At 61.7% G+C, this 24,982-nt stretch carries 17 protein-coding genes and 1 pseudogene; 8 read left to right on the plus strand and 10 right to left on the minus strand.

The window, feature by feature from the left end; translation table 11 throughout:
* Window positions 1-63 precede the first annotated feature (63 nt).
* The 3 genes from FHW37_RS11770 to FHW37_RS11780 all read right to left on the minus strand — a co-directional run bounded on the left by FHW37_RS11770 (window position 64) and on the right by FHW37_RS11780 (window position 5,041).
* Window positions 64-3,264, minus strand: coding sequence for an efflux RND transporter permease subunit (locus FHW37_RS11770; RefSeq protein ID WP_145636472.1), 3,201 nt, complete (start codon window positions 3,262-3,264; stop codon window positions 64-66).
* Window positions 3,261-4,460 (minus strand): efflux RND transporter periplasmic adaptor subunit, encoded by a 1,200-nt coding sequence (locus tag FHW37_RS11775; RefSeq protein ID WP_145636474.1) that lies wholly within the window; start codon window positions 4,458-4,460, stop codon window positions 3,261-3,263. Before FHW37_RS11775 ends, FHW37_RS11770 begins: the two co-directional genes overlap by 4 nt.
* 212 nt (window positions 4,461-4,672) lie before the next feature.
* Window positions 4,673-5,041: a hypothetical protein gene (locus tag FHW37_RS11780; RefSeq protein WP_145636476.1), complete on the minus strand. Its 369-nt coding sequence runs from the start codon at window positions 5,039-5,041 to the stop codon at window positions 4,673-4,675.
* A gap of 186 nt (window positions 5,042-5,227) precedes the next feature.
* Between FHW37_RS11780 and FHW37_RS11785 the strand changes: the two genes are divergently transcribed.
* Together FHW37_RS11785 and FHW37_RS11790 are read left to right on the plus strand one after the other, a co-directional pair.
* Entirely contained in the window at window positions 5,228-7,753 is a 2,526-nt protein-coding gene (locus FHW37_RS11785; protein ID WP_145636478.1) for an ATP-dependent helicase, read from the plus strand.
* A 156-nt stretch (window positions 7,754-7,909) separates the two neighbouring features.
* Window positions 7,910-9,394 (plus strand): pyridoxal phosphate-dependent decarboxylase family protein, encoded by a 1,485-nt coding sequence (locus tag FHW37_RS11790; RefSeq protein ID WP_145636480.1) that lies wholly within the window; start codon window positions 7,910-7,912, stop codon window positions 9,392-9,394.
* A gap of 17 nt (window positions 9,395-9,411) precedes the next feature.
* Here FHW37_RS11790 and FHW37_RS11795 read toward each other — a convergent pair whose 3' ends face one another.
* Window positions 9,412-10,503, minus strand: coding sequence for an alpha/beta fold hydrolase (locus tag FHW37_RS11795; protein ID WP_186458231.1), 1,092 nt, complete (start codon window positions 10,501-10,503; stop codon window positions 9,412-9,414).
* A 156-nt stretch (window positions 10,504-10,659) separates the two neighbouring features.
* Between FHW37_RS11795 and FHW37_RS11800 the strand changes: the two genes are divergently transcribed.
* Both FHW37_RS11800 and FHW37_RS11815 read left to right on the plus strand, forming a co-directional pair.
* Window positions 10,660-12,087 carry an SMI1/KNR4 family protein gene (locus FHW37_RS11800; protein WP_145636485.1) on the plus strand — a complete coding sequence of 476 codons (1,428 nt, stop codon included), beginning with the start codon at window positions 10,660-10,662 and terminating at the stop codon, window positions 12,085-12,087.
* A 368-nt stretch (window positions 12,088-12,455) separates the two neighbouring features.
* A complete protein-coding gene (locus tag FHW37_RS11815; protein ID WP_145636487.1) occupies window positions 12,456-13,613 on the plus strand; it encodes an amidohydrolase in 1,158 nt (385 codons plus the stop codon).
* A gap of 151 nt (window positions 13,614-13,764) precedes the next feature.
* Here the strand turns inward: FHW37_RS11815 and FHW37_RS11820 are convergent, their stop codons facing one another.
* From FHW37_RS11820 to FHW37_RS11830, 3 genes and pseudogenes are all read right to left on the minus strand, one after another.
* Window positions 13,765-15,216: a tlde1 domain-containing protein gene (locus FHW37_RS11820; RefSeq protein WP_246690743.1), complete on the minus strand. Its 1,452-nt coding sequence runs from the start codon at window positions 15,214-15,216 to the stop codon at window positions 13,765-13,767.
* A gap of 573 nt (window positions 15,217-15,789) precedes the next feature.
* A pseudogene (locus FHW37_RS11825) lies at window positions 15,790-17,007 on the minus strand (YeeE/YedE family protein).
* Window positions 17,008-17,284: 277 nt separating this feature from the next.
* Entirely contained in the window at window positions 17,285-18,802 is a 1,518-nt protein-coding gene (locus FHW37_RS11830) for a YadA-like family protein (RefSeq protein WP_145636489.1), read from the minus strand.
* Between the two features lie 214 nt (window positions 18,803-19,016).
* Between FHW37_RS11830 and pncA the strand changes: the two genes are divergently transcribed.
* From pncA to FHW37_RS11845, 3 genes are all read left to right on the plus strand, one after another.
* Window positions 19,017-19,643 carry a bifunctional nicotinamidase/pyrazinamidase gene (gene pncA, locus FHW37_RS11835; protein ID WP_145636491.1) on the plus strand — a complete coding sequence of 209 codons (627 nt, stop codon included), beginning with the start codon at window positions 19,017-19,019 and terminating at the stop codon, window positions 19,641-19,643.
* 219 nt (window positions 19,644-19,862) lie between these two features.
* Entirely contained in the window at window positions 19,863-20,594 is a 732-nt protein-coding gene (locus FHW37_RS11840; RefSeq protein WP_145636493.1) for an AzlC family ABC transporter permease, read from the plus strand.
* A 28-nt stretch (window positions 20,595-20,622) separates the two neighbouring features.
* Window positions 20,623-20,940, plus strand: a complete 318-nt coding sequence (locus FHW37_RS11845; RefSeq protein ID WP_145637990.1) for an AzlD family protein — start codon at window positions 20,623-20,625, stop codon at window positions 20,938-20,940.
* Here FHW37_RS11845 and FHW37_RS11850 read toward each other — a convergent pair.
* Entirely contained in the window at window positions 20,857-22,779 is a 1,923-nt protein-coding gene (locus FHW37_RS11850; protein WP_145636495.1) for an aminopeptidase P family protein, read from the minus strand. The genes FHW37_RS11845 and FHW37_RS11850 overlap by 84 nt on opposite strands.
* Before the next feature lie 278 nt (window positions 22,780-23,057).
* Here FHW37_RS11850 and FHW37_RS33540 point away from each other — a divergent pair, with 278 nt between their 5' ends.
* Window positions 23,058-23,231 carry a hypothetical protein gene (locus FHW37_RS33540; protein WP_186458232.1) on the plus strand — a complete coding sequence of 58 codons (174 nt, stop codon included), beginning with the start codon at window positions 23,058-23,060 and terminating at the stop codon, window positions 23,229-23,231.
* Window positions 23,232-23,381: 150 nt separating this feature from the next.
* Here FHW37_RS33540 and FHW37_RS11855 read toward each other — a convergent pair whose 3' ends face one another.
* Both FHW37_RS11855 and FHW37_RS11860 read right to left on the minus strand, forming a co-directional pair.
* Window positions 23,382-24,260 carry a 50S ribosomal protein L11 methyltransferase gene (locus tag FHW37_RS11855; RefSeq protein WP_145636497.1) on the minus strand — a complete coding sequence of 293 codons (879 nt, stop codon included), beginning with the start codon at window positions 24,258-24,260 and terminating at the stop codon, window positions 23,382-23,384.
* A 90-nt stretch (window positions 24,261-24,350) separates the two neighbouring features.
* Window positions 24,351-24,950, minus strand: coding sequence for an SCO family protein (locus FHW37_RS11860; RefSeq protein ID WP_145636500.1), 600 nt, complete (start codon window positions 24,948-24,950; stop codon window positions 24,351-24,353).
* Between the last annotated feature and the right edge of the window lie 32 nt (window positions 24,951-24,982).

Consider the following 24,982-nt stretch of genomic DNA (forward strand, 5'->3'; position numbering starts at 1 on the left):
CAGCCTTCCGTAACGTCAGGCTCTCACCTCACGCGACCACCCCTGCATGGAAGCCGCCGAAAATCATTCGGCGGCGAGAAGCGGCTGTTCTTTCTGTTCCGGCTTGCGGCCGGCATTGGCCAGTTCGTCATGCAGGCGCTGTTCCTCATGCGCCTGCGGCTTGGCGAAGCGGGCGATGAGAAGATAAGCGACCGGCGTGATATAGAGCGTCACCAGCGTCGCAAAACCGAGACCGCCGACGATCACCCAGCCGAGGGCGATACGTGCCTCAGCGCCGGCGCCCTTGGCGAGAACCAGCGGCACGCCGCCGATGACGGTCGCGATCATCGTCATCATCACGGGGCGCAGGCGCAGCGAGCAGGCCCGCTCGATCGCCTCGCGGCAATTGGCGCCTTCATTGCGCAGATGGTTGGCGAATTCGACAATGAGAATGCCGTTCTTCGCCATGACACCGACCAGCAGGACAAGGCCGATCTGGCTGTAGACGTTGAGGCTCGACCCGGTAATCACCAGCGCGAAGGCGGCGCAGGCAAGGCCAAGCGGCACGGTCGACATGATGATGACCGAAGAAAGCACGCTTTCGAACTGGGCCGCCAGAACCAGGAAGATGATCGCGATGGCAAAACCGAAGGTGAGCGCCATGCCGTTCGAATTTTCCTCGAGCGTTGCTGCTTCGGCGAGCGGGATGAGGCGTGATCCGGCCGGCATCAGCGGTTCGGCCAGCGCCGTGGCCACACCCACGGCCTGCCCGAGCGAAACACCTTCGCGCAGGTTGGCGGAGAAGGAGACGGCGGCAAGCTGCTGTTCGCGGTCGAGGCGCGGCGAGACGGCGTGTTCTTCCAGCGTCGCGACCGTCGACATCGGCACCATGCGGCCGTCCTTGGCCTTCAGAAAAATGCCTTCGAGATCGGTCGGATCATCGATCGGCCGCGTCGTCGAGGTCAGTTTGACGGGGATCGCCTCGCCATCGACAAAAACGTCGACGATCGAACGGCCCTCGAGCAGCGATTGCAGCGAGGTGCCGAAATTGGTGATGTCGATGCCGAGATCCGACGCCCGCTCGCGGTTGACGGTGACGGCGATCTGCGCCTGGCTCGGCTCGTTGTTGAGGCGCGGCGTGTCGAAATAACCGCTTTCGCGCAAGGCATCGACGAGTTTGATCGCGGCTTCGGTGAGCTTTTCGTGGCTGGTACCAACCAGCGCCATCTGCAGACCATTGCCGGCACCGCGGATGCGAAGGCTGTTCTGCTGCGTGGCAAAGGCCCGGAGCGCCGGCACGGCGGCCGTTGCCGCATTGATATCCTTGACGATCTCGGCCTGGCTGCGCTCACGCTCTCCCCAGGGGGCAAGGGTCAGCACCATGAAGCCGCTATTGGCCGAACCGCCCTGGCCCGAGATCGAATAGACGTTCTTGATCTCGCCGGAATCGACCAGCGGCTGCAGCTTTTCTTCGATCTGGCGCAGCTGGTCACGCATATATTGCAGGCTGATGCCTTCCGGCGCCGTGGCGCGCAGCATCACCATGGCGCGGTCTTCGGTCGGCGTGAGCTCGCTCTGCACCGTCCTGAAAGCCATGTACCCGGCAGCGCCAAACAGCAGTGCCACCACGACGACGATCGCCGGCGCATTGAGGCAGGCCGCCAGCGTCACCTTGTAGAAACCGGCAAACAGCGTGCCGAACCGGCCGAGCAGACCGCCATGATTTTCCTTGATCGGCTTGGTCAGCATGCGCGAGGCCAGCATCGGGCAAAGCGTCAGCGCGGTGATCGACGAGAGCGCCACCGAGAAGGCCAGCACGAAGCCGAATTCGCGGAACAGGCCACCCATCTGGCCGGGCAGGAAGGAAAGCGGGATGAAGACGGCGGCAAGCGTCGCCGTGGTCGCCAGAACCGCGAAAAACACCTCCTGGGTGCCGATCACGGCCGCAGCCCGCGGCCCCATGCCTTCGGCGCGGCGGCGCACGATGTTTTCCAACACGACGATCGCGTCGTCCACGACGAGGCCGGTCGCCAGCACGATCGCAAGCAGCGTCAGGATGTTGATCGAGAAACCGACCATGTAGATGGCGACCAGCGTGCCGATCAGGGCGACCGGCATGGTCAGCGCCGGAATGAGGGTCGCTTTCCAGTCGCGCAGGAAGAGGAAAATGACGACGACGACGATGATGCCGGACAGTCCGAGCGCGATTTCGACCTCGTGCAATGCGCCTTCGATAAAGACCGCATCATCGCTGGTGATCGCGATCCGCGTGCCTTCCGGCAGGCTTTTGGACAGGGCTGCAACCGCCTCGCGCACGCCTTCGGAAATGCTGAGCGTATTCGACTGCGCCTGGCGCAGCACGCCGAGACCGACGGCCGGCACGGCGTTGGAGCGCAAGGCCGTGGTGCCGTCATCCGGTCCGAGCATGACGGTCGCGACGTCGCGCAGGCGAATATTGTCGCCGATCAGGACGTTTTCAAAGTCTTCCGGCTTGGTCAGGTTGGCCGTGGCGCGCACGACAATGTCCTGCGTCGTCGATTCGAGCGATCCGGCCGGCACGTCCATCGCCGCAGTTGCCAGCGATTTCGACAGGTCGGCGATCGTCAACCCGCGGCTCGCCAGCGCCGTCTGGTCGACATCGACGCGAAACACCTTTTCCTGATCGCCATAAAGTTCGACATCGGCAACACCGTCGACGGCGGCCAGCCTGTCGGAAATCTCGTTATCGACCAGGAGCGTCAGGTCTTCCATCGACAAAGTCGTGGAGGTGACGGCAAGCCGCATGATCGGCTGGCTGTCGGAATCCGCCTTGATGATGCGCGGTTCGTCGGCATCCTCCGGCATCTGGTTGGTGACACGGCCGAGCGCATCACGGACGTCGTTGGCGGCAACGGCGAGATCGGCGCTGTCGTTGAATTCCAGCGTCACGCGGCTCTGGCCATATTGCGATTCCGACGAGATGGATTTGAGCCCGCTGACGCGCGCGACGGCACCTTCGATGACGTCGGTCACCTCCTGGTCCATGGTCTGGGCCGAAGCGCCGTCATAGGTGGTGCGGATGCTGATGACCGGCTGGTCGACATCCGGCAGTTCGCGCACTTCGATACCGACCAGCGCCGCAAGACCGGCAACGACGAGAAGCGTGTTCAGAACCGCGGCCAGAACCGGGCGGCGCACGAAAAGCGCGGTAAAACCCTGTTTCGACGGAGCCTGCCCATGGGACGACCCGTTTGCAGCGGCATTCTGCGGATGCTGTGTATGGTTGGGGCGATCGCTGGATGTCATCGGCTGGCGACCTCCGGCGGCTTTTCACCGGTGATCCTGACGGCACCGCCCTCACGGACACGCTGCAGGCCTTCGATCGCGACACGATCGCCCTGTTTCAGCTCGGCGGAAACGAGGATGGCGTCGGGATTGCGCTGCACGACCCGCACGCGGGTTTTCACCGATTTCATGTCGACGATCTGCCAGACGAACGAACCCTGGCTGTCCCATTGCACGGCAAGCGGATCGACCGATGGATAGGTTTCGCCCGGGAAACGCATCGTCACGCCAAAGGACATGCCGGCACGCAACTGGTCTTCACCATTCGGAATGCGGGCGCGGATGCGGATGGTGCGGCTGGCCGGATCGACGCGGTTGTCGACCGCATCGACAACGCCCTGAAACACCTGGCCCGGCCGCGAGATGGACGAGGCCGAAACCGGCATGCCGGGTTTCACCTGCACGGCAAAACGTTCCGGCGCCCAGAAATCAACGAGCAGTTCGGAGCGGTTGTCGATCGTTACGACATTGCTCGATGTCGTGACATTGTCGCCGATATTGACCGCAACAATGCCGACAATGCCGTCGATCGGCGCCACGACCGCGCGGCGCTTGAGCGCCAGTTCGGCATTGGTAACGGCAAGCTGCGCCGTTTCGGCGGCGATCTGCGCATCGAGCACGTCAAGCCGCGAAAAGCTCTGGAGGTTCTTGTAGGCCGCGGATTTTTCGCGCGCGCTGCGCAGCACGACGGCCGCCTGATCGCGCAGGATCGTCTGCTCCTCATCATCCAGCCGGGCGAGAACCTGGCCCTTTTTCACCCGGTTGCCGGAAGAAACGAGGATCTCGTTCACCGTCCCGGTTGCCTGCGGCATGACGATGACCGACTGGATCGCCTCGCCATCGCCGATCGCCGACAGATTATCATTGATGACGCTCATGCCGACCGGGCGGACGGCAACCAGCACCGCCCTCGCCTCGCCAGCCCGACCGGCGCCCGAACCGGAAGTCTGGCCCTGCATGGCGCGGGCAGCAGCGCCGCTGCCGGCGGCAGGTGCCTCGGCAGGCTCGGCCGCTTGCGGATTGACCGCAACGACGACGGCTTCCGGCATTCCCATCGAAACCAGCGTGCGCGCGGCATCGGCGGACAGGTAGACCCATAGACAGAGGCCTGCCGCAAGCAATGCTGCACAAAGCACAAGCTGGTTCCAAATCCGCATGCCGTTCCCTCGATATTGCAAATGCAGGTTTTGCCGGGAATTATTCCCGTTTCGCCCTCAACAAGCAATGGTGGCGCGGCAAACCGGGCAGAAATCTAACCTCACGATATCTCACGCTTATGTCAGAATTGGTGCAACTTTTGGGGATAACCGGGTCAGGTCGAGGCTGAGCGTCGCTCTTCTACCCCAATGCGGCCATATGACATCTGCGCTTAATGAGCAGGCGCCTGAACCATTTTGCAGTTCGACGGCATCACGAACAGACATGAAAGATAGGCCAGCACAGCAATCCTGCCCGCCACTGGATGAAACTGCATCAGACCATAACTGATGGCCATGGCAAACAGCACCGCACCGATCGCCAATGACCGGTGAGCGATGCCTATATCGGCCAGCCTTCTGGCTTTTAGCCAGAGCAGCACGGCAAACATGAAGCTCTCGGCGAACCATTCGGCATAAGGCGTCACTCCAGCGAGGACGAACAGCAGGAGTATAGAAGCGACGATGGACACAACGAAACCGACGAGAAAGGGAACTCTCGGCAGTGGCGCAGCGCTTCCATAGATGAGTTTGAAATCCATTTTGAAAATCGGCCGAATGAAAGATCTATGAGACGATAATACAAAGCCGAAATCGAGTTTCAACCGCTGCCGATAGATAGCCGCGGAAGATCGGATCATAGCCCACCCACAGCTTTCCACCTCGAATTCCGGAATGAAAAGAGAACATCGTCTGGTCTTTCGGGTCCGAATCACTACATTGGCCGCATGAGTAACAGTTTCGACGATATTCCGTTCTTCGACGAAGAGCCGGAACCCGCGCCCCGCAAGCAGCCGGGCAATGCCGCCCCGCCAGCACCGGTCGCTGGCAGCGGTGGCGCTCCCAATACTGGCCTGGGCATTGCCGCCCGCGCCATGGCTGCGCGTGACCAGAACCGTCCGCAGATGGATTATCTGTCCGGCCTCAATCCGGAACAGCGCGAGGCGGTCGAGACGCTCGACGGCCCCGTTCTCGTGCTGGCCGGCGCCGGCACCGGCAAGACGCGGGTTTTGACCACCCGCATCGCCCATATCCTTGCGACCAACCGTGCTTATCCGAGCCAGATCCTTGCCGTAACCTTCACCAACAAGGCGGCGCGCGAGATGAAGGAGCGTATCGGCGTTCTCGTCGGCGGCGCTGTCGAAGGCATGCCCTGGCTCGGCACATTCCACTCGATCGGGGTGAAACTGCTGCGCCGCCACGCGGAAATCGTTGGCCTGCGCTCGGACTTCACCATTCTGGATACGGACGACGTGGTGCGGCTGATCAAGCAGCTGATCCAGGCCGAAGGTCTGGACGACAAGCGCTGGCCGGCCAAACAGTTCGCGGGCATGATCGACGGCTGGAAGAACAAGGCTCTGTTGCCGGCCGATATTCCGGAAGGTGATGCGCGCGCCTTTGCCAACGGCAAGGGCCGCGAGCTTTACGCCGCCTATCAGGCGCGCCTCAGAACCCTCAATGCCTGCGATTTCGGCGATCTGCTCCTGCATCCAATCGCCATCTTCCGCAAGACGCCGGATCTGTTGAAGGAATATCACCAGCGGTTCCGCTACATCCTCGTCGACGAGTATCAGGATACCAACACGGCGCAGTATATGTGGCTGCGGCTGCTCGCACAGCGTCCCAAGGACGTGCCCCAGAATGTCTGCTGCGTCGGTGATGACGACCAGTCGATCTACGGCTGGCGCGGCGCCGAAGTGGACAATATTCTGCGCTTCGAAAAGGATTTTCCGGGCGCCAAGGTGATCAAGCTGGAGCGCAATTATCGCTCCACCGAACATATCTTGGGCGCTGCCGGCCATCTGATCGCCCATAATGAGGGGCGGCTCGGAAAAACCCTGTTCACCGACCGCGTCGATCCCGATGACGAGAAGGTGCAGGTCCACGCCGCCTGGGATTCGGAAGAGGAAGCCCGTGCCGTCGGCGAAGAGATCGAGCGGCTGCAGCGCGGCGATGCTGACGGCAAGAAACATGCACTGAATGACATGGCGATCCTCGTGCGCGCCTCGTTCCAGATGCGCGAATTCGAAGACCGGTTCGTCACGCTCGGCCTCAACTATCGCGTCATCGGCGGCCCCCGCTTCTATGAGCGGCTCGAGATCCGTGATGCCATGGCCTATTTCCGCCTCGTCTGCCAGCCGGCCGACGATCTGGCCTTCGAGCGCATCGTCAACACACCGAAGCGCGGCCTCGGCGACACGACGATCCGTTACCTGCATGACAGTGCCCGCGCCCGCGACGTGCCGATGCTGCAGGCGGCGGCCGAAATGGTCGAGACCGACGAGCTGAAACCGAAGGCGCGCAAGGCGCTGTTCGATGTCGTCCAGAGTTTTAGGAACTGGCAGACACGGCTGGAAAGCGTGCCGCATACGGAACTGGCCGAGCAGATTCTCGAGGAATCCGGCTATACCGACATGTGGAAGAACGACAAGTCGGCGGAAGCGCCGGGCCGGCTCGACAACCTGAAGGAACTGATCCGCTCGATGGAAGCCTTCGAATCCATGCGCGGCTTCCTCGAACATGTCTCGCTCGTCATGGATGCCGAGCAGAACGAAAATCTCGATGCCGTGTCGATCATGACGCTGCATTCGGCCAAGGGCTTGGAATTCGACACCGTCTTCCTGCCCGGCTGGGAAGAAGGCCTGTTTCCGCACCAGCGCGCGCTCGACGAGGGCGGCCGTTCCGGTCTGGAGGAAGAACGCCGCCTCGCCTATGTCGGCATCACCCGTGCAAAACGCCGCTGCCATATCTGGTTCGTTTCCAACCGCCGCATTCACGGCCTATGGCAATCGACCATGCCCTCGCGTTTCCTCGACGAACTGCCGGCCGGCCATGTCGATGTCGCGGCAGCTCCGGACAGCAGTTACGGCGGGTATGGTGGCCGCGGTGGCTACGGCCAGTCGCGCTTCGACAAGGCCGAACCTTTCGCCAACAACTATTCCACACCCGGCTGGAAACGCGCCCAGGCCAACAAGAGCGACGCCACCCGCGACAACTGGGGCTCCCGCTCCGGCCATGCGGTGGAACGCATCGGTTACGGCGAAAGCGGCCCGCGCGGCCGCACGATCGACGGCGAGCTCGTCGCCAAATCCACCACCGACACGCCGTCCAAATTCAAGGTCGGCGACCGGGTGTTCCACATCAAGTTCGGCAACGGCAATGTCTCCGGCATCGAAGGCAACAAGCTGACGATCGAGTTTGATCGCGCTGGGCAGAAACGGGTGCTGGACGGGTTTGTGGAGAAGGCGAGTTAACTGCCACAGGGCACCCCAGCCTTGGTCAGTCCCAAGCAAGCCATCGCTGCGACAGCATGTTCGATAAGCGGGCGGCTCTGAAAAGAGCTGCCCGGTCGAACAACCGGGCGGGGCAATCATTGTCCATTCGCCGATCCAGTCGGGTGTCGCATGGGAATGGGCAATACGCATAAGTCTTCGTCATGGGATGCCGAAGACAGCCTAACCGCACAGCCAGTCGCGCAAAGCCTCGACCCCACCGACTGGACAGACTTTCGGGAGCAAGCCCACGCCATGCTCGACGACGTCATCTCCCACATCGCCTCTGTGCGCGAAAACCTCGTCTGGCAACCGCAGCCGCAGGAAAACCGGGACGCGTTCAGAAAATCCCTGCCCCGTGCGCCGCGCGAACTCGATGTCGTGCTCGGCGATGTCCGGGAGAAGATCATGCCTTATGCCACCGGCAACCTGCATCCGCTTTTCATGGGCTGGGTGCATGGCGCCGGTACGCCGGTCGGCATGGTGGCGGAAATGGTTGCGGCCGGATTGAACATGAATTGCGGTGGCCGTGATCATGTCGGCATCGATGTCGAAAAACAGATCGTCGGCTGGATGCGCGAGGCGCTGTCCTATCCGGAAACGGCAAACGGCCTGTTCGTCACCGGCTCGTCCATGGCGAATTTTTTGGCCGTGACGATCGCCAAGACCGAAAAGCTCGGTGTCGGAAGCCGCAGCGAAGGTCTCGGGGCTGCGGGCCAAAAGCTCGTCGCCTATACGTCGGCGGAGGCGCATGGCTGCATTGCGCAGGCGATGCAGCTGTCCGGCATTGGATCGGCCAATCTGCGCCAGGTCGCAGTCGATGCGTCCGGGCGGATGATGATGTCACATCTGCAGATGATGATCGCGGCGGATCGAGCTGCGGGCCTTCTGCCCTTCCTGGTCGTCGGCACGGCCGGCACGGTCAATACCGGCGCCGTCGATCCGCTCGATGCGATCGCCGATATCGCCGCGCGCGAAAACCTGTGGTTCCATGTCGATGGCGCGATCGGTGCGCTGGCCGTCCTGTCGGACGAGTTGCGTCCCAAATTTGCCGGGATCGAAAAGTCCCAGTCGGTGGCGCTGGATTTCCACAAATGGGGTCAGGTTCCCTATGATGCCGGTTTCCTGCTGGTTCGGGATGGGGCGGCACAGAAACGCACAATTGCCCAGCCGGCCGCCTATCTGCAGCGCGCCGATCGCGGCCTTGCGGCGGGCGAAACCTGGCCCTGCGACCTCGGACCGGATCTCTCTCGCGGTTTTCGCGCCTTGAAGACGTGGATGACGATCGAGACGCTCGGCACCGAAAAGATCGGCCAATCGATCGCAGGAAGTTGCGCCAATGCGCGTCACCTCGCCGCCCGCCTTGCCGCGCACCAGTTTTTCGAGATCAAGGCGCCGGTAGCGCTCAACATCGTCTGTTTCGGCATTCGCGGCAAGGGTTCGGATTTCGTTCGCGAGCTCGTTCTCGATCTGCAGGAGGAGGGGCTGGCTGCCCCTTCGTGGACGACGATCGACGGTCAGCTCGTGGTGCGTTGTGCGCTGGTCAACCACCGCACGACCGAGGCGGATCTCGATGCCTTCGTCGACATGCTCATCCGTTACGTCGAAAACAAAGCCGGCTAATAATTTCTCACCGCCCGTTACTTCAGCCCCAGCGTTGCCAGAAACGCATCGACGTCCTTGGTATACTGATTGTCGGCCCCGAGCGTCGCGTTGATCGGCATATGCCGCAAGGCGACCGGCAGAATTTTGGCCCTCCCTCCAGCTTCTTTCGCAAACGTCTCCGCCTGGGGACATGAATTGCTGCGCAGGCTGGAGCAGACGAGCAGGATGCGGCCTGCCGGCGATTTCTCCGGCGTTTTGGCAATCTGCACGCTGGGTGAGGCTTTTGCCCAATAGGCAGGATCGGCCCCGAATGCCTTGTCGTAGAATTTCGCGTGGCGGGCCTTCATGATCTCGGAAATGTCATAGGCAGCGCTGTCGAGTGCGATCGTGGCCATCCAGGGCTTTGCGCCCGCCTTGGCGGCGATCGAAGGATCGGCCGAAAGCAGCGCCACCAGATGCGCGCCGGCCGAATGGCCGATCAGCACCAGTTTTGACGCATCACCACCCCATGACGCAGCATTTTTCTGCACATTCGCGAGCGCCGCAGCGAGATCGTCCGCCTGCGCCAACGGATCCGCATCGGGCACGAGGCGGGTTTCGACCGAGACGAAGATATAGCCCCTGGGCAGGTAATGGGCGACCTTGTTTTCAACGACGCCGCGCGCTTCCTTCGTGCCAAAAGCCCAGGCTCCGCCATGCAGCATGACAATGACCGGCGCATTCTGCGCCTTTGCCGGCCGGTAGACATCAAGCCTCTGCTGCGGCGCCTTGCCATAGGCGAGATCACGCATGACGGTCATGCCCTGGGGAAGCGCCGGCGGCCCCTTGTCTTCCGCACGTTTACCGCCCGCCTGACCGTCATTGCCGGCGGGCGACGTCTGCATTCCGACCACCGCCTGCTGGCAGCCAGGAGAAAGCGCGCTCTCATTGTCCCGCAGGCACTGGATGATGCGTCCGCCGCCCGGCGCGACATCGGCGCAGAGCTTGCGCATATCGGCCCGGCAGGCCCGCGCCCCGGCAAAAATCCCCTGCCCCGCCTGCTGCGCTGCGGCCTGGCCCGCAAAGGATATGAGGAGAGCAAGACCGGCAACCGGCAGGATGGAAATACGGCTTTGAAAAAATGGCATTGGTCGCTCCAATAGATGAATGAAATCAGCCTGTGGCTTCAAAATCATGCCTCCCAGTAAAATCCGCCATCAGGTCAGAATCGAGGCAGGAACGCTCTGGCAATCCCTGCCGATTGTTCCATATCGCCCCTTGGCAAAGGGCCAGGTGGCAATGGCATGGGGTTCAGGCGTTTGCGGGCGTTTTTCGGCAGTATCAAGATCTTCGTCATCTTCCTTCTCTGCGTCGCCATTCCAGGTGCTGCTTTCGTCTTCGGCATCATCGGCTGGTGGGTCTATAACGGCCAGCAGGGAACCCGCGACAGCGAGGTCGTGCGTTTTGCCCGCATGCTCGGGCTGAACGACCGCGATGTCGTCGACATGGCAAAGCTTCTGGAAACGAACCGCGACGCTGCGATCAACGATTCGCGTTTCGAGCAAACGGCAAGCCGCGTGTTCGATGTCGAAGAGATGCACAATGCCTTCCTCATCCTGCATTATGCCTATGACATCCAGCTCGATCATCCGCGCCTCGAACGGCGGCTGGACATATTCGACTGGAAGGATGGCTGGACCAATGTCACCGACACGTTCGACGACATGCTGGATGGCGTCGGCCTTGCGACGCCGACGGAGACCGAGCGTGACGCCTTTCTGGCAGACACCGAAAAACTCGGCGAGAAATATACCGCGATCCCGATCCTGATTGCCCGTTACGACGGGTATTTTCGACGCGGCGGTTATCAGCTGACGCATATCAACACCGGTTCGGATTCCTACGCCTTCACGGTGCTGCCGATGAAGACGGCGCGATGCTGGGATGGCGCCGGTTTCATCACCCTGCCGGATTCGAAGGAGACCGACCTGTTTGTCGAACCGGCGATCATGCAGGCGGTCGAATTCATCAACGACCATATGCCGGAGCTGAAGCCGCTGGTCGCCAAGGGCCAGATGATCCGCCCATTTCCAAAATCCGCCTGCCTGCCATTCAGGCTGGTGCTGAAGGACATGTTCTTTCCACCGGCACCGATTGCGCCAAAGACCGAGCCCGACAGCACGGCGACCGGCGCGATCGCGATTGTCGAAGATGACCCGCAGGACGACATTGCCGACCTTATCGCGCGCGCCGATCGCTGGCTGAAACAAAACCGGCCGATTTTTTATGCCGCGCTGCAGCCCGGCGTCTCGGATGCAGACCTCGATGCCTACGAGGCGCGCCACGGGTTAAAATTGCCGGCGGCTCTCAGAGCCCTGTGGAAATGGAAAAACGGAATTCCCGAATATCCAGATCTGCCGGACGGTGAATCAGATGCACTTGTCGACAATCACGCCTTCATCTCGCTGCAGAGCAGCAGCCAGACCAAGGAAACTCTCGACGGCATGATCGGGACGGATTTCGAAAGCCCCGACTGGTGGAAACGCGAGTGGGTCCCCTTCACCCACAATGGCGGCGGCGACAATTACATCGTGGACACTGCCGATCCTCACGGCCGCGTCATCGAATTCTGGCACGCGGATGCCGATCGTCCGGTCGCAGCACCGTCTTTCCTCGCATGGTTCAAAGATCTCGTCGACAGGATGGAACGCGGCGAACTGGAAGTCGACTGACACGAAACGGACCGATACCAAAAGAGAGTTGCCGCCTCCCGCCAGCCTCGCCAGAGCCTTTCCTTGTTAGATTGAAGCATTCTGCCGGAGCAGGTTTTCGTTGGGGCAGAGGCGATTGGCGAAGGGCATACCGCTGGGTACGTCCGAGCCGATCGCCTCTGATCCCGGCGGAAAGATGCCCGGCCCCTTCGGGGTTGGCTGAACCGGGCCGGCTGATCGCCTGGCCGGCTTGGCCGTATGCCGCAGCTACGACGCGCGCCGGCCAGGCGACCATCCGACTCCGCTTGAGCCAACAGAATGCTTCAATCTAACAAGGAAAGGCTCTAGGCATAATCGATGAGGGAAATCGGACATAAGGGAGCGGCTCCATGTATCTCACCAATCAGGATATCGTCGAACTCACGGCCTGGCGGCGCAAGCTGCATACCATGCCGGAGGTCTCGGGCGAGGAAGTGGAGACCGCGCGCGAAGTCGTGCGCTTCCTCAAGGACACGGCTCCCGACGCCATCATCGAGGGCCTTGGCGGCACGGGGGTCGCGGCAATCTACGACAGCGGCATAACCGGCCCGACCGTCCTCATTCGCGCCGAACTCGATGCCCTGCCGATCGAAGAGATCGGCGAGCCCGATCATCGATCGAAAATCGCCGGCAAGGGCCATATGTGCGGCCATGACGGGCATATGGCGACGCTTGCCGCCGTCGGCCGGCGGCTCGGGCGTGAACGGCCGAAGCGCGGCCGCGTCATCCTGCTTTTCCAGCCGGCCGAAGAGACCGGCGCCGGTGCCGCCGCCGTCATTGCAGACGAAAAGTTCAAGGCGCTCACGCCCGATTACAGCCTGTCGCTGCACAATATGCCGGGCATAAGGCTTGGCCATGCCTGGCTGAAGGATGGACAGTCCAATTGCGCCTCGCGCGGCATCAGGATCGTGCTCACCGGGCGCACCGCGCATGCCTCGACACCCGAGACCGGCATTTCGCCCGTCAACGCCGTGTCGAAGCTGATGCCGGCGCTGACTGCGCTCGGAACCGGTCCCCAAAGCGGCAGTATCGAGACCGGTGACCTTGTCCGCGTCACCGTCACCCATGCCACGATCGGCGAACCGGCCTTCGGCATCGCGCCGGCCCATGGAGAAGTCTGGGCAACCCTGCGCACCTCCACCGACGACCAGATGGCCGCCCTCGTCGAGGCCGCCGAAAATCTTGCACGCGAGGCGGCAGCGGAGAGCGGCCTGACGGTAGAGATCGATTATCACGACGTCTTCGGCCATTGCATCAATGATCCAGAAGCAGCCGCGATTTTGCGGGCGGCAATGGACGCGGAAGGCGTCACCCACGAGGCCGGCCAGGCGTTTCGCGGCTCGGAAGATTTCGGCCGTTTCGGCGCGGTGTCGAAATCCGCCATGCTCTTCCTCGGCTCGGGTGAGACGCTGACGGCCCTGCACAGCCCGAACTACGATTTCCCCGACGACCTCATCCCGATCGGCGCAAAGATCTTTCTGCGCGCCACACAGGACATTCTGGGCTGACAACACCCCTTTTCCGCATTCCGGGCTCGTCCCGGACATGACGAAAGAGCAAATAGCAAATAAGGCCGGGCGCTGAACGCCCGGCCTTTTTGCATGAGATTTTTTAGTCGATCTTGGAACGCACCACTGGTCGACGCGTTTTACCGGTGGATCAAGCGTCGTTATTGCCGAACAGCTTGGCCATGAAGCCACCATTGGTGCCGCGACCCGGACGCTTGCCGTCATACTTGGGCACGATGACCATATGGGTGACTTCGCCGCGCTTGAAGGCGCCGAGGAACTTGTCGTATTCGGCAAAGGCAACGCAGCCGTGGCTATCACCGCGGACGCGGAGAAGGAAGCTGTGCGCCAGGAGGCCGGTGCGGCCCTGCGGAGCCTTGCCGTCGGTCGGCGTCAGGCGGATCGCCGCCACGCCGTGGAACAGGCTTTCACGCATGGAGAGCTTGTAGGTGCCGGGCGGCGTCGGGCCACGCATCTTCACATGGGTGAAGGACGGGTTATCGCGCATGCCGCCGATGCCGGAATGGGCTTCGAGCTTGGTGCCGTTCGGCATGTAAACCACGCCACCGGTGATATCGTAGACGGCGACCTTTGCACCGATTCCCGGCCAGTTCGGCGCAGGTGCGACGCGCTGAGGCTCTTCCCGCATCGGATTGTCAGGCTTTGCAAAGGCGAGCACGGTCGGCTTTTCGTCGTCCGGACCATCCTTGGTGGTCTTCTGCGGCGCAACGGCTGCGATCGCGGCAAGCGCATTCGGCTTGGCAGGCTTCGCATCCGCACTGGCAAGTGCCGGCATTGACGGGCGCAGGATGACCGGAAGCGGGCCGGATTTCGGCAGCGACTGCTGCGCGATCGCCGGAGCCTGCGGCATTTCCGGTGCCGGTGTCGGGATCGGAGCCTCTTCGACGAGTTCCATCGAATCGCCGTCGTCCTGATCGGTCGAATTGTCCTCGAGCGAGGCCATCTCGACCGGCTGCATGTCCTTCAGGTCGGCAACGGCGACAGCCGGCTGAACGCCCTGGATGAGGTCAGGCATGGCATCGTTTTCGCCTCGCGGCGCAACGACGACAAGGCTTGCCATGGCCGGGCCGAGCACGGCCTTGATGGCAGCCGCATCCGGCCTGATCTTCTCGAGCGAAGCGAACTGCTGTTCGGACTGCTCATGACGCGAAGCCTTGGCCATCGCAACATGCAGCATCTGCCGCACGCTTTCGGCATCCGGCTTGCGCGCCGAGAGCGCGGCCAGATCGGCGCCGGCAAGACGCCCGGCCTTGGGCTCGGCCGAGGCACTGCCAGGGAGCCGCGAAAATTTCGAAACATCGATATCGCGCTCGGCGACCGCAGCCACCTGACGGGCGCTGGAAGGTTGCGCGTGAACAAAGCTCTGTGTGACCAGCGCGGTTTCGAACTTCACACCCGAGGCCGACTTCACCGAGGTCGCGACCGTCACCAGCGAGGCGCCGAACAAGGCTGCACCGGCCAGGCCGAAGCCGATGGTCATATTGAACAGAAGCGAGCGGGATTTCTTGCGGCGAACTGGCGCCTTGCGGGATTTTTTGCCGGAAACCGAATTTGCGGCTGAAACTGCTGAAGAACGCGCCATCACTTGTTACCCAAACCGTTACTCACACGGGTAAGGCCAGCCTTCGCCGACTTACCGGAAAGATCACGTCGAAACACAGACGCAGACAAAACCTGCTCACTGCCGTCTTTCGACTGGTCATGAGAATGAACGATTATGGTAACCAATGTCTTTACGTCGCCCCGAGTGTGGTTTCGGTGGTGCACATAAAAGCGCATGCCGCCAGAACTTTAACCGAAATACGGCACCCGAATGTCCCTCCGGTGCAGCAAATGAGGCAAGTCGTCCCGCCGACTGTTGCTGTTTAGCGACTAACGTCCTTTCTTTCAAGGCGAAAACGTTAATTTTCCTAGTTAAGCACAGACTGATGCAAGCCTGCACAAAAATGGCCTTGCCAAGCCCGAATGTTGCGATTCGTTTCGAACCGGCCAAGATATTCACGGAAAACGCCTTTTCCGAAAACCGGAAACGAATCGAATCGCTTGCCAGTCTCCGCGGAAAACACCGTGTCACGACGTCTGGCAGGTGCTGGAATCAAAAACGCCGCCGGAGTTAAGCCGGCGGCGAAACATGTCGGGATAAAGACGGAACGGCTCAGCCGTCGATCTTGCGGACGAAGCTGCGCTCGAGGAAGAACCACGGCCGCAGGCGTACGCCGACGATGTTGCCGGCAAAGGCCGCGACGGCCCAGAGATAGCCATGCAGGCTGCCCGAGGCGATGCCGGAGAAATAGGCGCCGATATTGCAGCCATAAGCGATGCGCGCGCCATAACCGAGCAGCAGGCCCCCGGCTACGGCGGCAAGCACCGAGCGCAGTGGAATGTCAAAACTCGGGGCAAACCGGCCGGCCAGTGCCGAAGCCAGCATTGCGCCGGCAATGATGCCGAAATCCATGACCGACGTAATGTCGGCAAAGACGCTTTCGGCCAGAGCCTTGGCATTGCCCGGCTGCTGCCAATAGGCCCAGGCGGTCGGATCGATGCCGATCAGCTGCGCGCCCTTGGCGCCCCAGAGCGCGAAGGCGGAGGTAACGCCCCAGGGGCGGCCTGCGATCGCCAGCGTCGCGAAATTGAGAAGCGCAAGCGCAACGGCGCCGAAAACCAGCGGCCAGGGCCCGCGCAGATAGCGCGAAAAACCTTCGCGCGGCGAGGCCGGTTCCTTTTCGAGCACGCCGTTGCGGCGCTTCTCGACCACAACGGTGAGTGCGGCGATGGCGGCAAAGATTGCGAGCGACACGGCAATGCCGCCAATCGCGCCAAAACTTTGGACGAAGGAGATCGGCGGCAGCGACGGAAGGCTGGTCCACCAGGTGAAATTGATCGTCGCGAGAACCGAACCGACAACGAAGAAGAACAGCGTCACCAGCATGCGGGCATTACCGCCGCCGGCGGTAAACAGCGTGCCGGATGCGCAGCCGCCGCCGAGCTACATGCCGATGCCGAACATGAAGGCACCGATCAGAACGCCGGTACCGGCCGGCGAGACCGAGCCGCGCACCTCATGGCCGAACAGCGACCCGCCGGCGAGAACCGGGAAAAACAGGACGACGGCCAGTGCCAGCAGGATCATCTGCACCCGCAGGCCACGCCCCCTGCCCTCGGCAATGAAGACACGCCAGGCCGAGGTGAAACCGAAGGCCGCATGATAAAGCGACATGCCGAGCGCGCCGCCGATCAGGAACAGCGCACCCTGGGCCGGACCATAGGTCATGCCAAGAGCAACGATGCCGATGACGAGAACGATAAGGGCAAGCAGCCCCGGCGTGCCGAGGGGCGGAGCGCTCGACCGGTCGAGCGAGGAGGAAAGCGACATGGGGAACTCCAATCTATGGAGGACCATATAGGTTTAACGCGCCAAGCGGGCGAGCAACCCCATGCCGGATATGCGGAGCAAAGCGGAATTCCGTTTTACTATATAGAAATATCGCAGAATCTTTTGCCGAGAATATGGGAAGCCGTCGTCCCGCACGAATCGACAGCCTAAAAAGATTCCACCCCGCGGGGGGAGCGCGGGGTGGAACTGGCTGGATCGACCGGAGGGGGGATAGTCGACCAGCTAACTGTCAGGCCTTCTTCAAGCCCGGAAACTTTTAGAACTCGCCGCTGACGCCGACCCGGACACCGGCCGAGCCGCCCGGCGCATAACCGACTGCCGCGTCGAGGATCACCGGATAGTTGGTGTCGAACATGTGCGACATTGCAAAGCTGGTGGCGACCTGCCCCTGATAGGCGGCGACATTGGTGCCCCATGTGGTCTTGCCCGGTGCGGAAGGGCGCGGTGCCGAGGTCATCGCCATGGCCGCGGCGATACCCTGTCGCGATTCCTTGCGCAGCTTGGAGATGTCACCGCTCAGCTCGGAAATATCGCCTCTGAGGCCGGCAATATCTGAACTCATGCCGGCAAGATCGATATTCGAGGCGGCGATATTGCCCGCCGCATCCGTTGTCAGCACCCGTGTCGCACCGCTCTGGGCAGCGCGGCTGGCGGCGGAGGCAACACCTGCCATCGTATAGGTATTGTCGGCGGTGCCGATCATCACCTGCCCTGCCCGCGTCGTGGTGGCGCCGCGGCCGATCGCGGTGCTGTTGGCATGGGCGGCACTCGCGCCGTAACCGACCGCCGTCGCATCCGCGCCGACCGCAACCGCATCGGGAAGCCCAGTGACATTGTTGGCGGCAACCGCGCCATTGGTACCGGCACCTCCGATGAAGGAATTCAGCGCGTTCACCGCGGAGCCGACATCCGTATAGGTATTGCCGCGCAGCGTGTAGCTGGGGCCGACAAAGACATTGGTGGTCGCGTCATAGGATGCGCCGCCGCCAAGGCTGACCGCCACATTGGTGATGTTCTGTTTCATCCCGCTATCGACGGCACGCAGCTGGCGGACATTGACCGCATCCGTATCGGCCGTACCACCGGCGACATTGGTGATCTGCCGTTCGCTGCCGGCACTGCCGACCGACAGAGCACCGGAGGTCGAGGCCACGGTCTGACCGGAAAAGGCTTCGGCCGCGCCATTCATTCCCGACCGGTCGGCGACCGAACCGGCACCGATCGCCACACCGCCGGTGACGCCGACATTGGCATCACGACCGATTGCCACACCATCCGTTGCCGTTACCGTACCGCGCAGGCCGAGAGCGATCGAATTAGCAGCGCTGGCGGATGTCGCAGCACCATTGCCGATTGCCACCGAGTTGAACTCGCCAGCGGCCGCCGTACCATTGCCGGCACCGCCAAGCCCGGTCAGCTGGCCGCCGCCCATGGAAATGCCGGCATTTGCGTCGATCGCAACCGAATCTGTGGAAAGGGCGCAATCCGAAGGTGCGCTGACCAGCGTATTGGTGTTCTGGTCGAGAACCGAGACGCCGAGCTGCTTGCCGTTCAGCGCATCGACGAGGTTGAGATCAACGGCGTTGCCGAGGCTGAGGACAGAACCAAGCAATCCGCTGAGACCGCTGGTGACTGGGTCAAGCGCCGGAAGCTTGACGCTGAGACCGGAGCAGACATCGACGAGAGCCGGATCCGCATGGGCTTTGCCGGCACCGAGCATCGGATAAAAGGCCAGCGGCAGAGCGATCAGACTGGTCGTTATACGCGGCTTCATCGGGTTTTCCTCTCCGGTGTTTACGCATATAAATATTTGCTAATATTCTTAACAAGAGATTTCTAATTCTCTTTTTGATTGCATTTTTTACTAGGTAAATTCCCTCATCGGCGAGACATGCCGACAACACTGCCGGACAGGTCACGGACAAGCCGCTTGATCGACGCGGCGGCTCTTGGCATGGTCTCTGCTGCAAATATTGGAGGATAAACCCATGAAAGCCCTGCTGCTCGTCGACATCCAGAACGGTTTTTGCCCCGGCGGCAATCTGCCGGTGGCGCATGGCGATGAGGTCGTGGCGATTGCCAACCGGCTGATCGAGGATGGCGGTTATGATGTCATCACCGCCTCGCAGGACTGGCATCCGGCGAATCACGGCAGCTTTGCTTCGCAGCATGCGGGCAAGAAACCGTTCGACATGGGCGAACTTTCGGGCCAGCCGCAGGTCATGTGGCCGGACCACTGCGTCCAGGGCACGGCCGATGCGGAATTCCATCCCGATCTCAATGTCGAGGCCATCGACTATGTTCAGCAGAAGGGCGAAAACCCCGCCGTCGACAGTTATTCCGCCTTTCGCGACAACGACCAGGCGGCGCTGACCGGACTTGCCGGTTATCTGCGCGCACAGCAGGTGAGCGAACTCGACGTCTGCGGCCTTGCGACGGACTATTGCGTAAAGTTTTCGGCGCTCGATGCAGTCGAAATGCTGCCGGGTGTGAAAGTGCGGTTCATCTCGGACGCCAGCCGCGGGATAGATCCAGAAGGCGTCAAGGCGGCGATCGAAGAGATGAAGACGAAAGGCGTCGGCATCATCACCAGTGCCGAGATCCTCGCGGACTGATCTTTTGGACGGCGAGGCGCCCTCGCCCATCTCTCGGCCACCCGAAAAATCCCCGACAATTCAGAAAAATCAATGCGTCTATAAACGCAATTCGATTGTCAGCCGCCGCGCCTGCGCCTAAACGCAGCCGAAGGTCAGGCGGCCGGCCCGTTGTTTTGGCCGGTCTGGAGAAAAAGCTCCTGCAAGCCACGACCTGCAACGGAAAAGACCGGCCAGACCATGACGCGCAGCGAGCAGTTCACCAACGGCATGAAAAAGGGCTTTGTCGTCGCCCTCTCCTCGGCCCCCTTCGGCATTCTTTTTGGCGCCATCGCCGTCGATAACGGTTTCAGCCTGGCAGAGGCGGCGCTGATGAGCGCGCTGGTCTATGGCGGCGCAAGCCAGCTGGTCGGGATAGAACTCTTCGGCCATCACGTCGCCGCCTGGGTGATCGTGCTCTCCGTCCTTGCGGTCAATTTTCGCCACGTGCTTTATTCGGCAGCGCTGGCACCGATCATCGGCCGCTTTCCGCTGATACAGCGCCTCCTTGCCTTCTTCCTGCTGGTTGATCCGCAATTCGCCGAGACGGAAAAACGCGAGGAAGCCGGCAAGCCGGTCACTGTCCTCTGGTATATGAGCATGGGCGGCGTCGTCTGGGTCGGCTGGGTCGTCAACACCATGATCGGCGCCTTTTTCGGCAGCCTGATCGGTGATCCGAAGGCGATCGGCATCGACGTGCTTCTGCCGGTCTATTTCCTCGGTCTCACCATGGGCTTCCGCACAAGACATAATTTCTTCCCCGTCATGCTGGCGGGCGCGGTCGGCTCGGTCGCCTCCTATCATATCGTCGGTTCGCCCTGGCATATCAGCGTCGGCGCCGCCTTCGGCATAGCGATTGCCGCCATCCTGCCGCCACCGGCACAGGCGGGCGAACAGAAGGATATTGCGGGCCTCGAAAAGGAGCCCGGCTAAGATGGACAATATGAGCACGGAAACCGGCATGTTCAGCGTCGACAATCACACGCTACTGCTGATCGTCATGGCCGGCATCGCCACCTATTTTACGCGGATCGGCGGCTATCTGCTGATCAGCGGCTTCAAGCGCATCCCGCCGCGCGTCGAATCGGCGCTGAATGCGGTTCCGGCCGCCGTCCTGACAACGCTCGTCGCGCCGCCCTTCTTCAACGGCGGATGGGACATCAAGATCGCCATGATCACAGCCCTCATCGTCGGGCTACGCTTTCCGGGCCTGACCATTCTCGCCGCCGGCTGGGCGGCGGTCATGGCCGCCCGCCACGGTTTTGGTATAGGCCTCTAAAGCTCCGGCGCCAATCGGCGCCGTTGCCGCTTCCAGCCACTCCCTGACCTCTGGCCTGTCGATCAGCGGCAGCAGCTTTTCGCGCGTCTGGTCGTGATAGTCGTTCAGCCAGCCAAGTTCTTCGACCGTCATCAGCTCGGCGACCACGAGCCGGCGGTCGATCGGGCACCAGGTCAGCGTCTCGAAACCGAGCATCGGCTGATCACCACCCGCGATCTCCTCGGCCGGTTTCACAAAAATCAGGTTCTCGATGCGGATGCCGAACGAGCCGGGCCGGTAATAGCCGGGTTCGTTGGAGAGAATCATGCCCGGCAGGAATTCCTGCGTCGACATGCGCGAAATCCGCTGCGGTCCCTCATGCACCGACAGATAGGAGCCGACGCCATGACCCGTACCATGCGCAAAATCGGCGCCGGCCTTCCATAGCGCGATGCGCGCCAATGGATCGAGGTCGCAGCCGCGTGTGCCGCGCGGAAAGCGCGCCATGCTGATCGCGATCATGCCCTTCAGCACCAGCGTGAAGAACCGCTTGCGATCTTCCGGCACCGCGCCGACGGCAACCGTGCGGGTAATATCGGTCGTGCCGTTGATATATTGCGCACCCGAATCGATCAGGAACAGGTCGCCGGGAAGGAGTTTGCGGTCGCTCTGTCGTGTCACCCGGTAGTGAATGACGGCACCATGTTCGCCGGCGCCTGAAATGGTATCGAAGGAAACATCCTTGAGCGGGTTCTGCATCGCCTGCCCGACCCGGGCACGCGCCGCCTCCAGCGCCTCGACCGCATCGATCTCGCTGATCGAGGACGGCGCCTGACGATCGAGCCAGCAGAGGAATTCGACCATCGCAGCGCCATCCTGCAGATGCGCCTGGGCCGAGCCGGCAAGCTCGGCCCTGTTCTTGCAGGCGCGCGGCATTTTTGCCGGATCGGTACCTTCCAGCACCTCGCCGCCCGCATCACGGATCGCCGTCGTCAGGATGAGCGGCGTCAGATCCGGATCGACCAGGATTTTTGCACCATCATTGGAGATCTCTGCCAGCCGGACCAGAAATTCAGCCGGGCTGCGGCGGATCGCGAGACCGTCGAGATAGGCCGACTGCTCGCCGCCAAGTTTTTTGTCGTCGATGAAGATCTCGGCCTTGCCCTTGGCAGGAATGATCGCCCGCGCCAGCGGATGTGGGGTATGCGGTACGTCATTGCCGCGGATATTGAAAATCCAGGCGACGGAGGACGGGTCGGTGATCAGAACGGCGCTGATGCCCTTCGGCTCAAGATCTTCCGCAATCCCGGCAAGCTTTGCGGCAGCCGGCAGGCCGGCATGGGCCTCCTGCTGGATCGACACCGGCTCCAGCGGCTCGGCCGGCCGGTCCGCCCAGATCGCGTCGAGCGGATTGGTGGAGAGTGCCACGAGCGAACCGCCAACCTCCGCCAGCGCCTTTTCCAGGCGCTTCACTTCCGCGCCCGCATGCAGCCAGGGATCGATGCCCAGCCGAAAGCCTTTTGGCGCATGGCGCGAGATCCACAGATGCGGCGGCTCGCCAACCAGATCGCCACCGGAAAACACAGTACCGTCAACCTGTTCGGCAAGCTGGGTCGTGTACCGGCCGTCGACGAAGACGACAGCCTCACGCTGCGTGATGAGCGCCATGCCGGCAGAGCCGGTAAAGCCCGTCAGCCAGGACAGGCGCTCGGCCGATTCGGGCACATATTCGCCCTGATATTCATCCGCGCGCGGCACCAAGAATCCGTCGATCCCCAGATCGGAGAACTGCGCGCGCAGGGCCGTTACCCTTTCGCGACCGAATTGCGGGGCGGACTTGGTCTCGAACGACTGGAACATGATGATATCCGGCTTGGCCCTGACGAGGTGCGGGCGGTTATGATGTGTGGAACACCATGCTAGACCATTTTCGACCCGTCCCGCCAGTCTCGAGCCTCGTCTCCGTGGAGAAGCCCAGATCTTGTGCAGATGCGAAGATCTCCTTGTCCCACACGAAGCAACCTATGCGTGATGTGCATAACACCCTTGAGGCAAGCCCCCTGCCTGAAACTAAAGCAAGCGCTTACGTTAGGGACATGGACAGGCGCCGAACAAGGCCTGTCGCCCGGAGAGACAAAATGGCAAACTCGTTTTTTCGCAACGCTCTGACCCGCGTCATGGAAGCCCGCGAACGGCAGGTTTCCCGCTATGTCAACGGCGCGCTTCTCAGCCTCGACGACAAGACGCTCGAAGGCCTCGGCACCACCCGCGCAGAACTGCGCCGCAAGGGTGCCACCCCCTACATTTTCTGAGGCTGTTATTCAGCAATCACTTCGTCGGCCAAATAAAAGCCGGCGAACGCATCAGGAAATCGGAATACGTAAAAACGGCAGCCTTCGCTGCCGTTTTTTGTGTCTGAATTTTTGAGAGCCATGCACAAAATACAATTGTGCGGCGCAATATCAGCCGCGTGTCAGGTGGATCGTCACCCAGCCATTGCGCCAGATGGTTTTGACATGACGGCAGCGGGCGCCGTTATAGGCGGCCAGCACTTTCCAGCGCTGGGCTGCAAGGATGCCCGACAGGATGATCGAACCGCCCGGCGACAGATGGCTCGCAAGCTGCGGCGCCATTTTCATCAGCGGCTTGGCCAGAATATTGGCGATGATCAGATCGAAAGGCCCGTCCTGATCGAAGGCGGGCGAATGAAAGCCCGGTGCCGTTTCGAGCCGCAATCCGTTGGAAATGCCGTTGCGACGCACGTTTTCGCGCGCCACGCGAACGGCCACCGGATCGATATCGGTCGCGAGAACCGGGATATTGCGCATCTTGCGCACGGCGATCGCCAGAACACCGCTGCCGGTGCCGAGATCGAGCGCATTTTTCGGCGTTGTCGCCTGCAATACGGTCTCGATCATTTCGAGGCAGCCCGCCGTCGTGCCGTGATGGCCGGTGCCAAAGGCCTGGCCGGCATCGATCTCGATGGCGATATCGTTGACCTGCACCTTGTCGCGGTCATGCGAGCCGTGCACGAGAAAACGCCCTGCCCTGACGGGCTTCAGGCCCTCGAGCGACATGGCAATCCAGTCGACATCGGGAATGACTTCGCGCTCGATCACCGCTTCGGGAAAATCGTCCTCGATCGCATGGGCGATGCGGGCCCGGATCTCCTCTTCCTCGTCGATCATCAGATAGACGGAGGCTTCCCAGTGATCCTTTTTCTCGTCCACTTCCGTCGTGGCGATCGCATAGTCTTCCTCGCCGAACTCGAAAGACAGAAGCTCTAGGATTTCAGGGGCGGTCTTTTCCGTCGCCCTGACATATAGCCGGATCTCGCTCAAGGGCGTCGCCTCTTCCTAACAGTCGTGCTTTTGTATCATTTGCGGTGAGCATTGCCACAGAAGCACGGTCCGCCTCAAGCGCAGAAGGCACTAGCCCTTGATGAGATTGTCGAGTTTCTTCACCGCCGTCGCCGGATCCTCGCCATAAGCGATCGTTCCGGCAAACCGTCCGCCATCCTTCAGAAGGAAGACGGAAGCGGTATGATCCATCGTGTAATCGCCGTTCGGATCCTTCTCGTTGACCGGCACCTTCTTGGCATAGACCTTAAAACCCTTGACCATTTCCAGAACCTTGTCCGGCGCCCCGGAAATGCCCTTCACCCGGTCGGTGACATTGGAAACATACTGGCCGAGCAGTTCCGGCGTGTCGCGTTCCGGATCGACGCTGATGAAATAGGCGTTCAGTTTCGTCCCGTCGGGATCGACCTCATGCAGCCAGCCATTCAGCTCGAACAGCGTCGTGGGGCAGACTTCCGGGCAATGGGTGAAGCCGAAGAACAGTGCCGTAGGCTTGTCCTGAAAGGCCTTTTCGGTGATCGGCTGGCCGGTCTGGGATACGAGCTGGAAAGGCACGCCGAACGGCGCCTCGCTGATCTCCTGCTTCGACCGCGTCACTTCGAGCGTCAGCCAGATCAGAATACCGGAGAGGATCACAACGGCAGTCCACAGGACCGTACGAAACATTGTCATGCCAAAACTTTCAGAATTGCCGGGACCACATG

This window comes from Neorhizobium alkalisoli (assembly GCF_007829835.1).
Lineage (GTDB): Bacteria > Pseudomonadota > Alphaproteobacteria > Rhizobiales > Rhizobiaceae > Neorhizobium.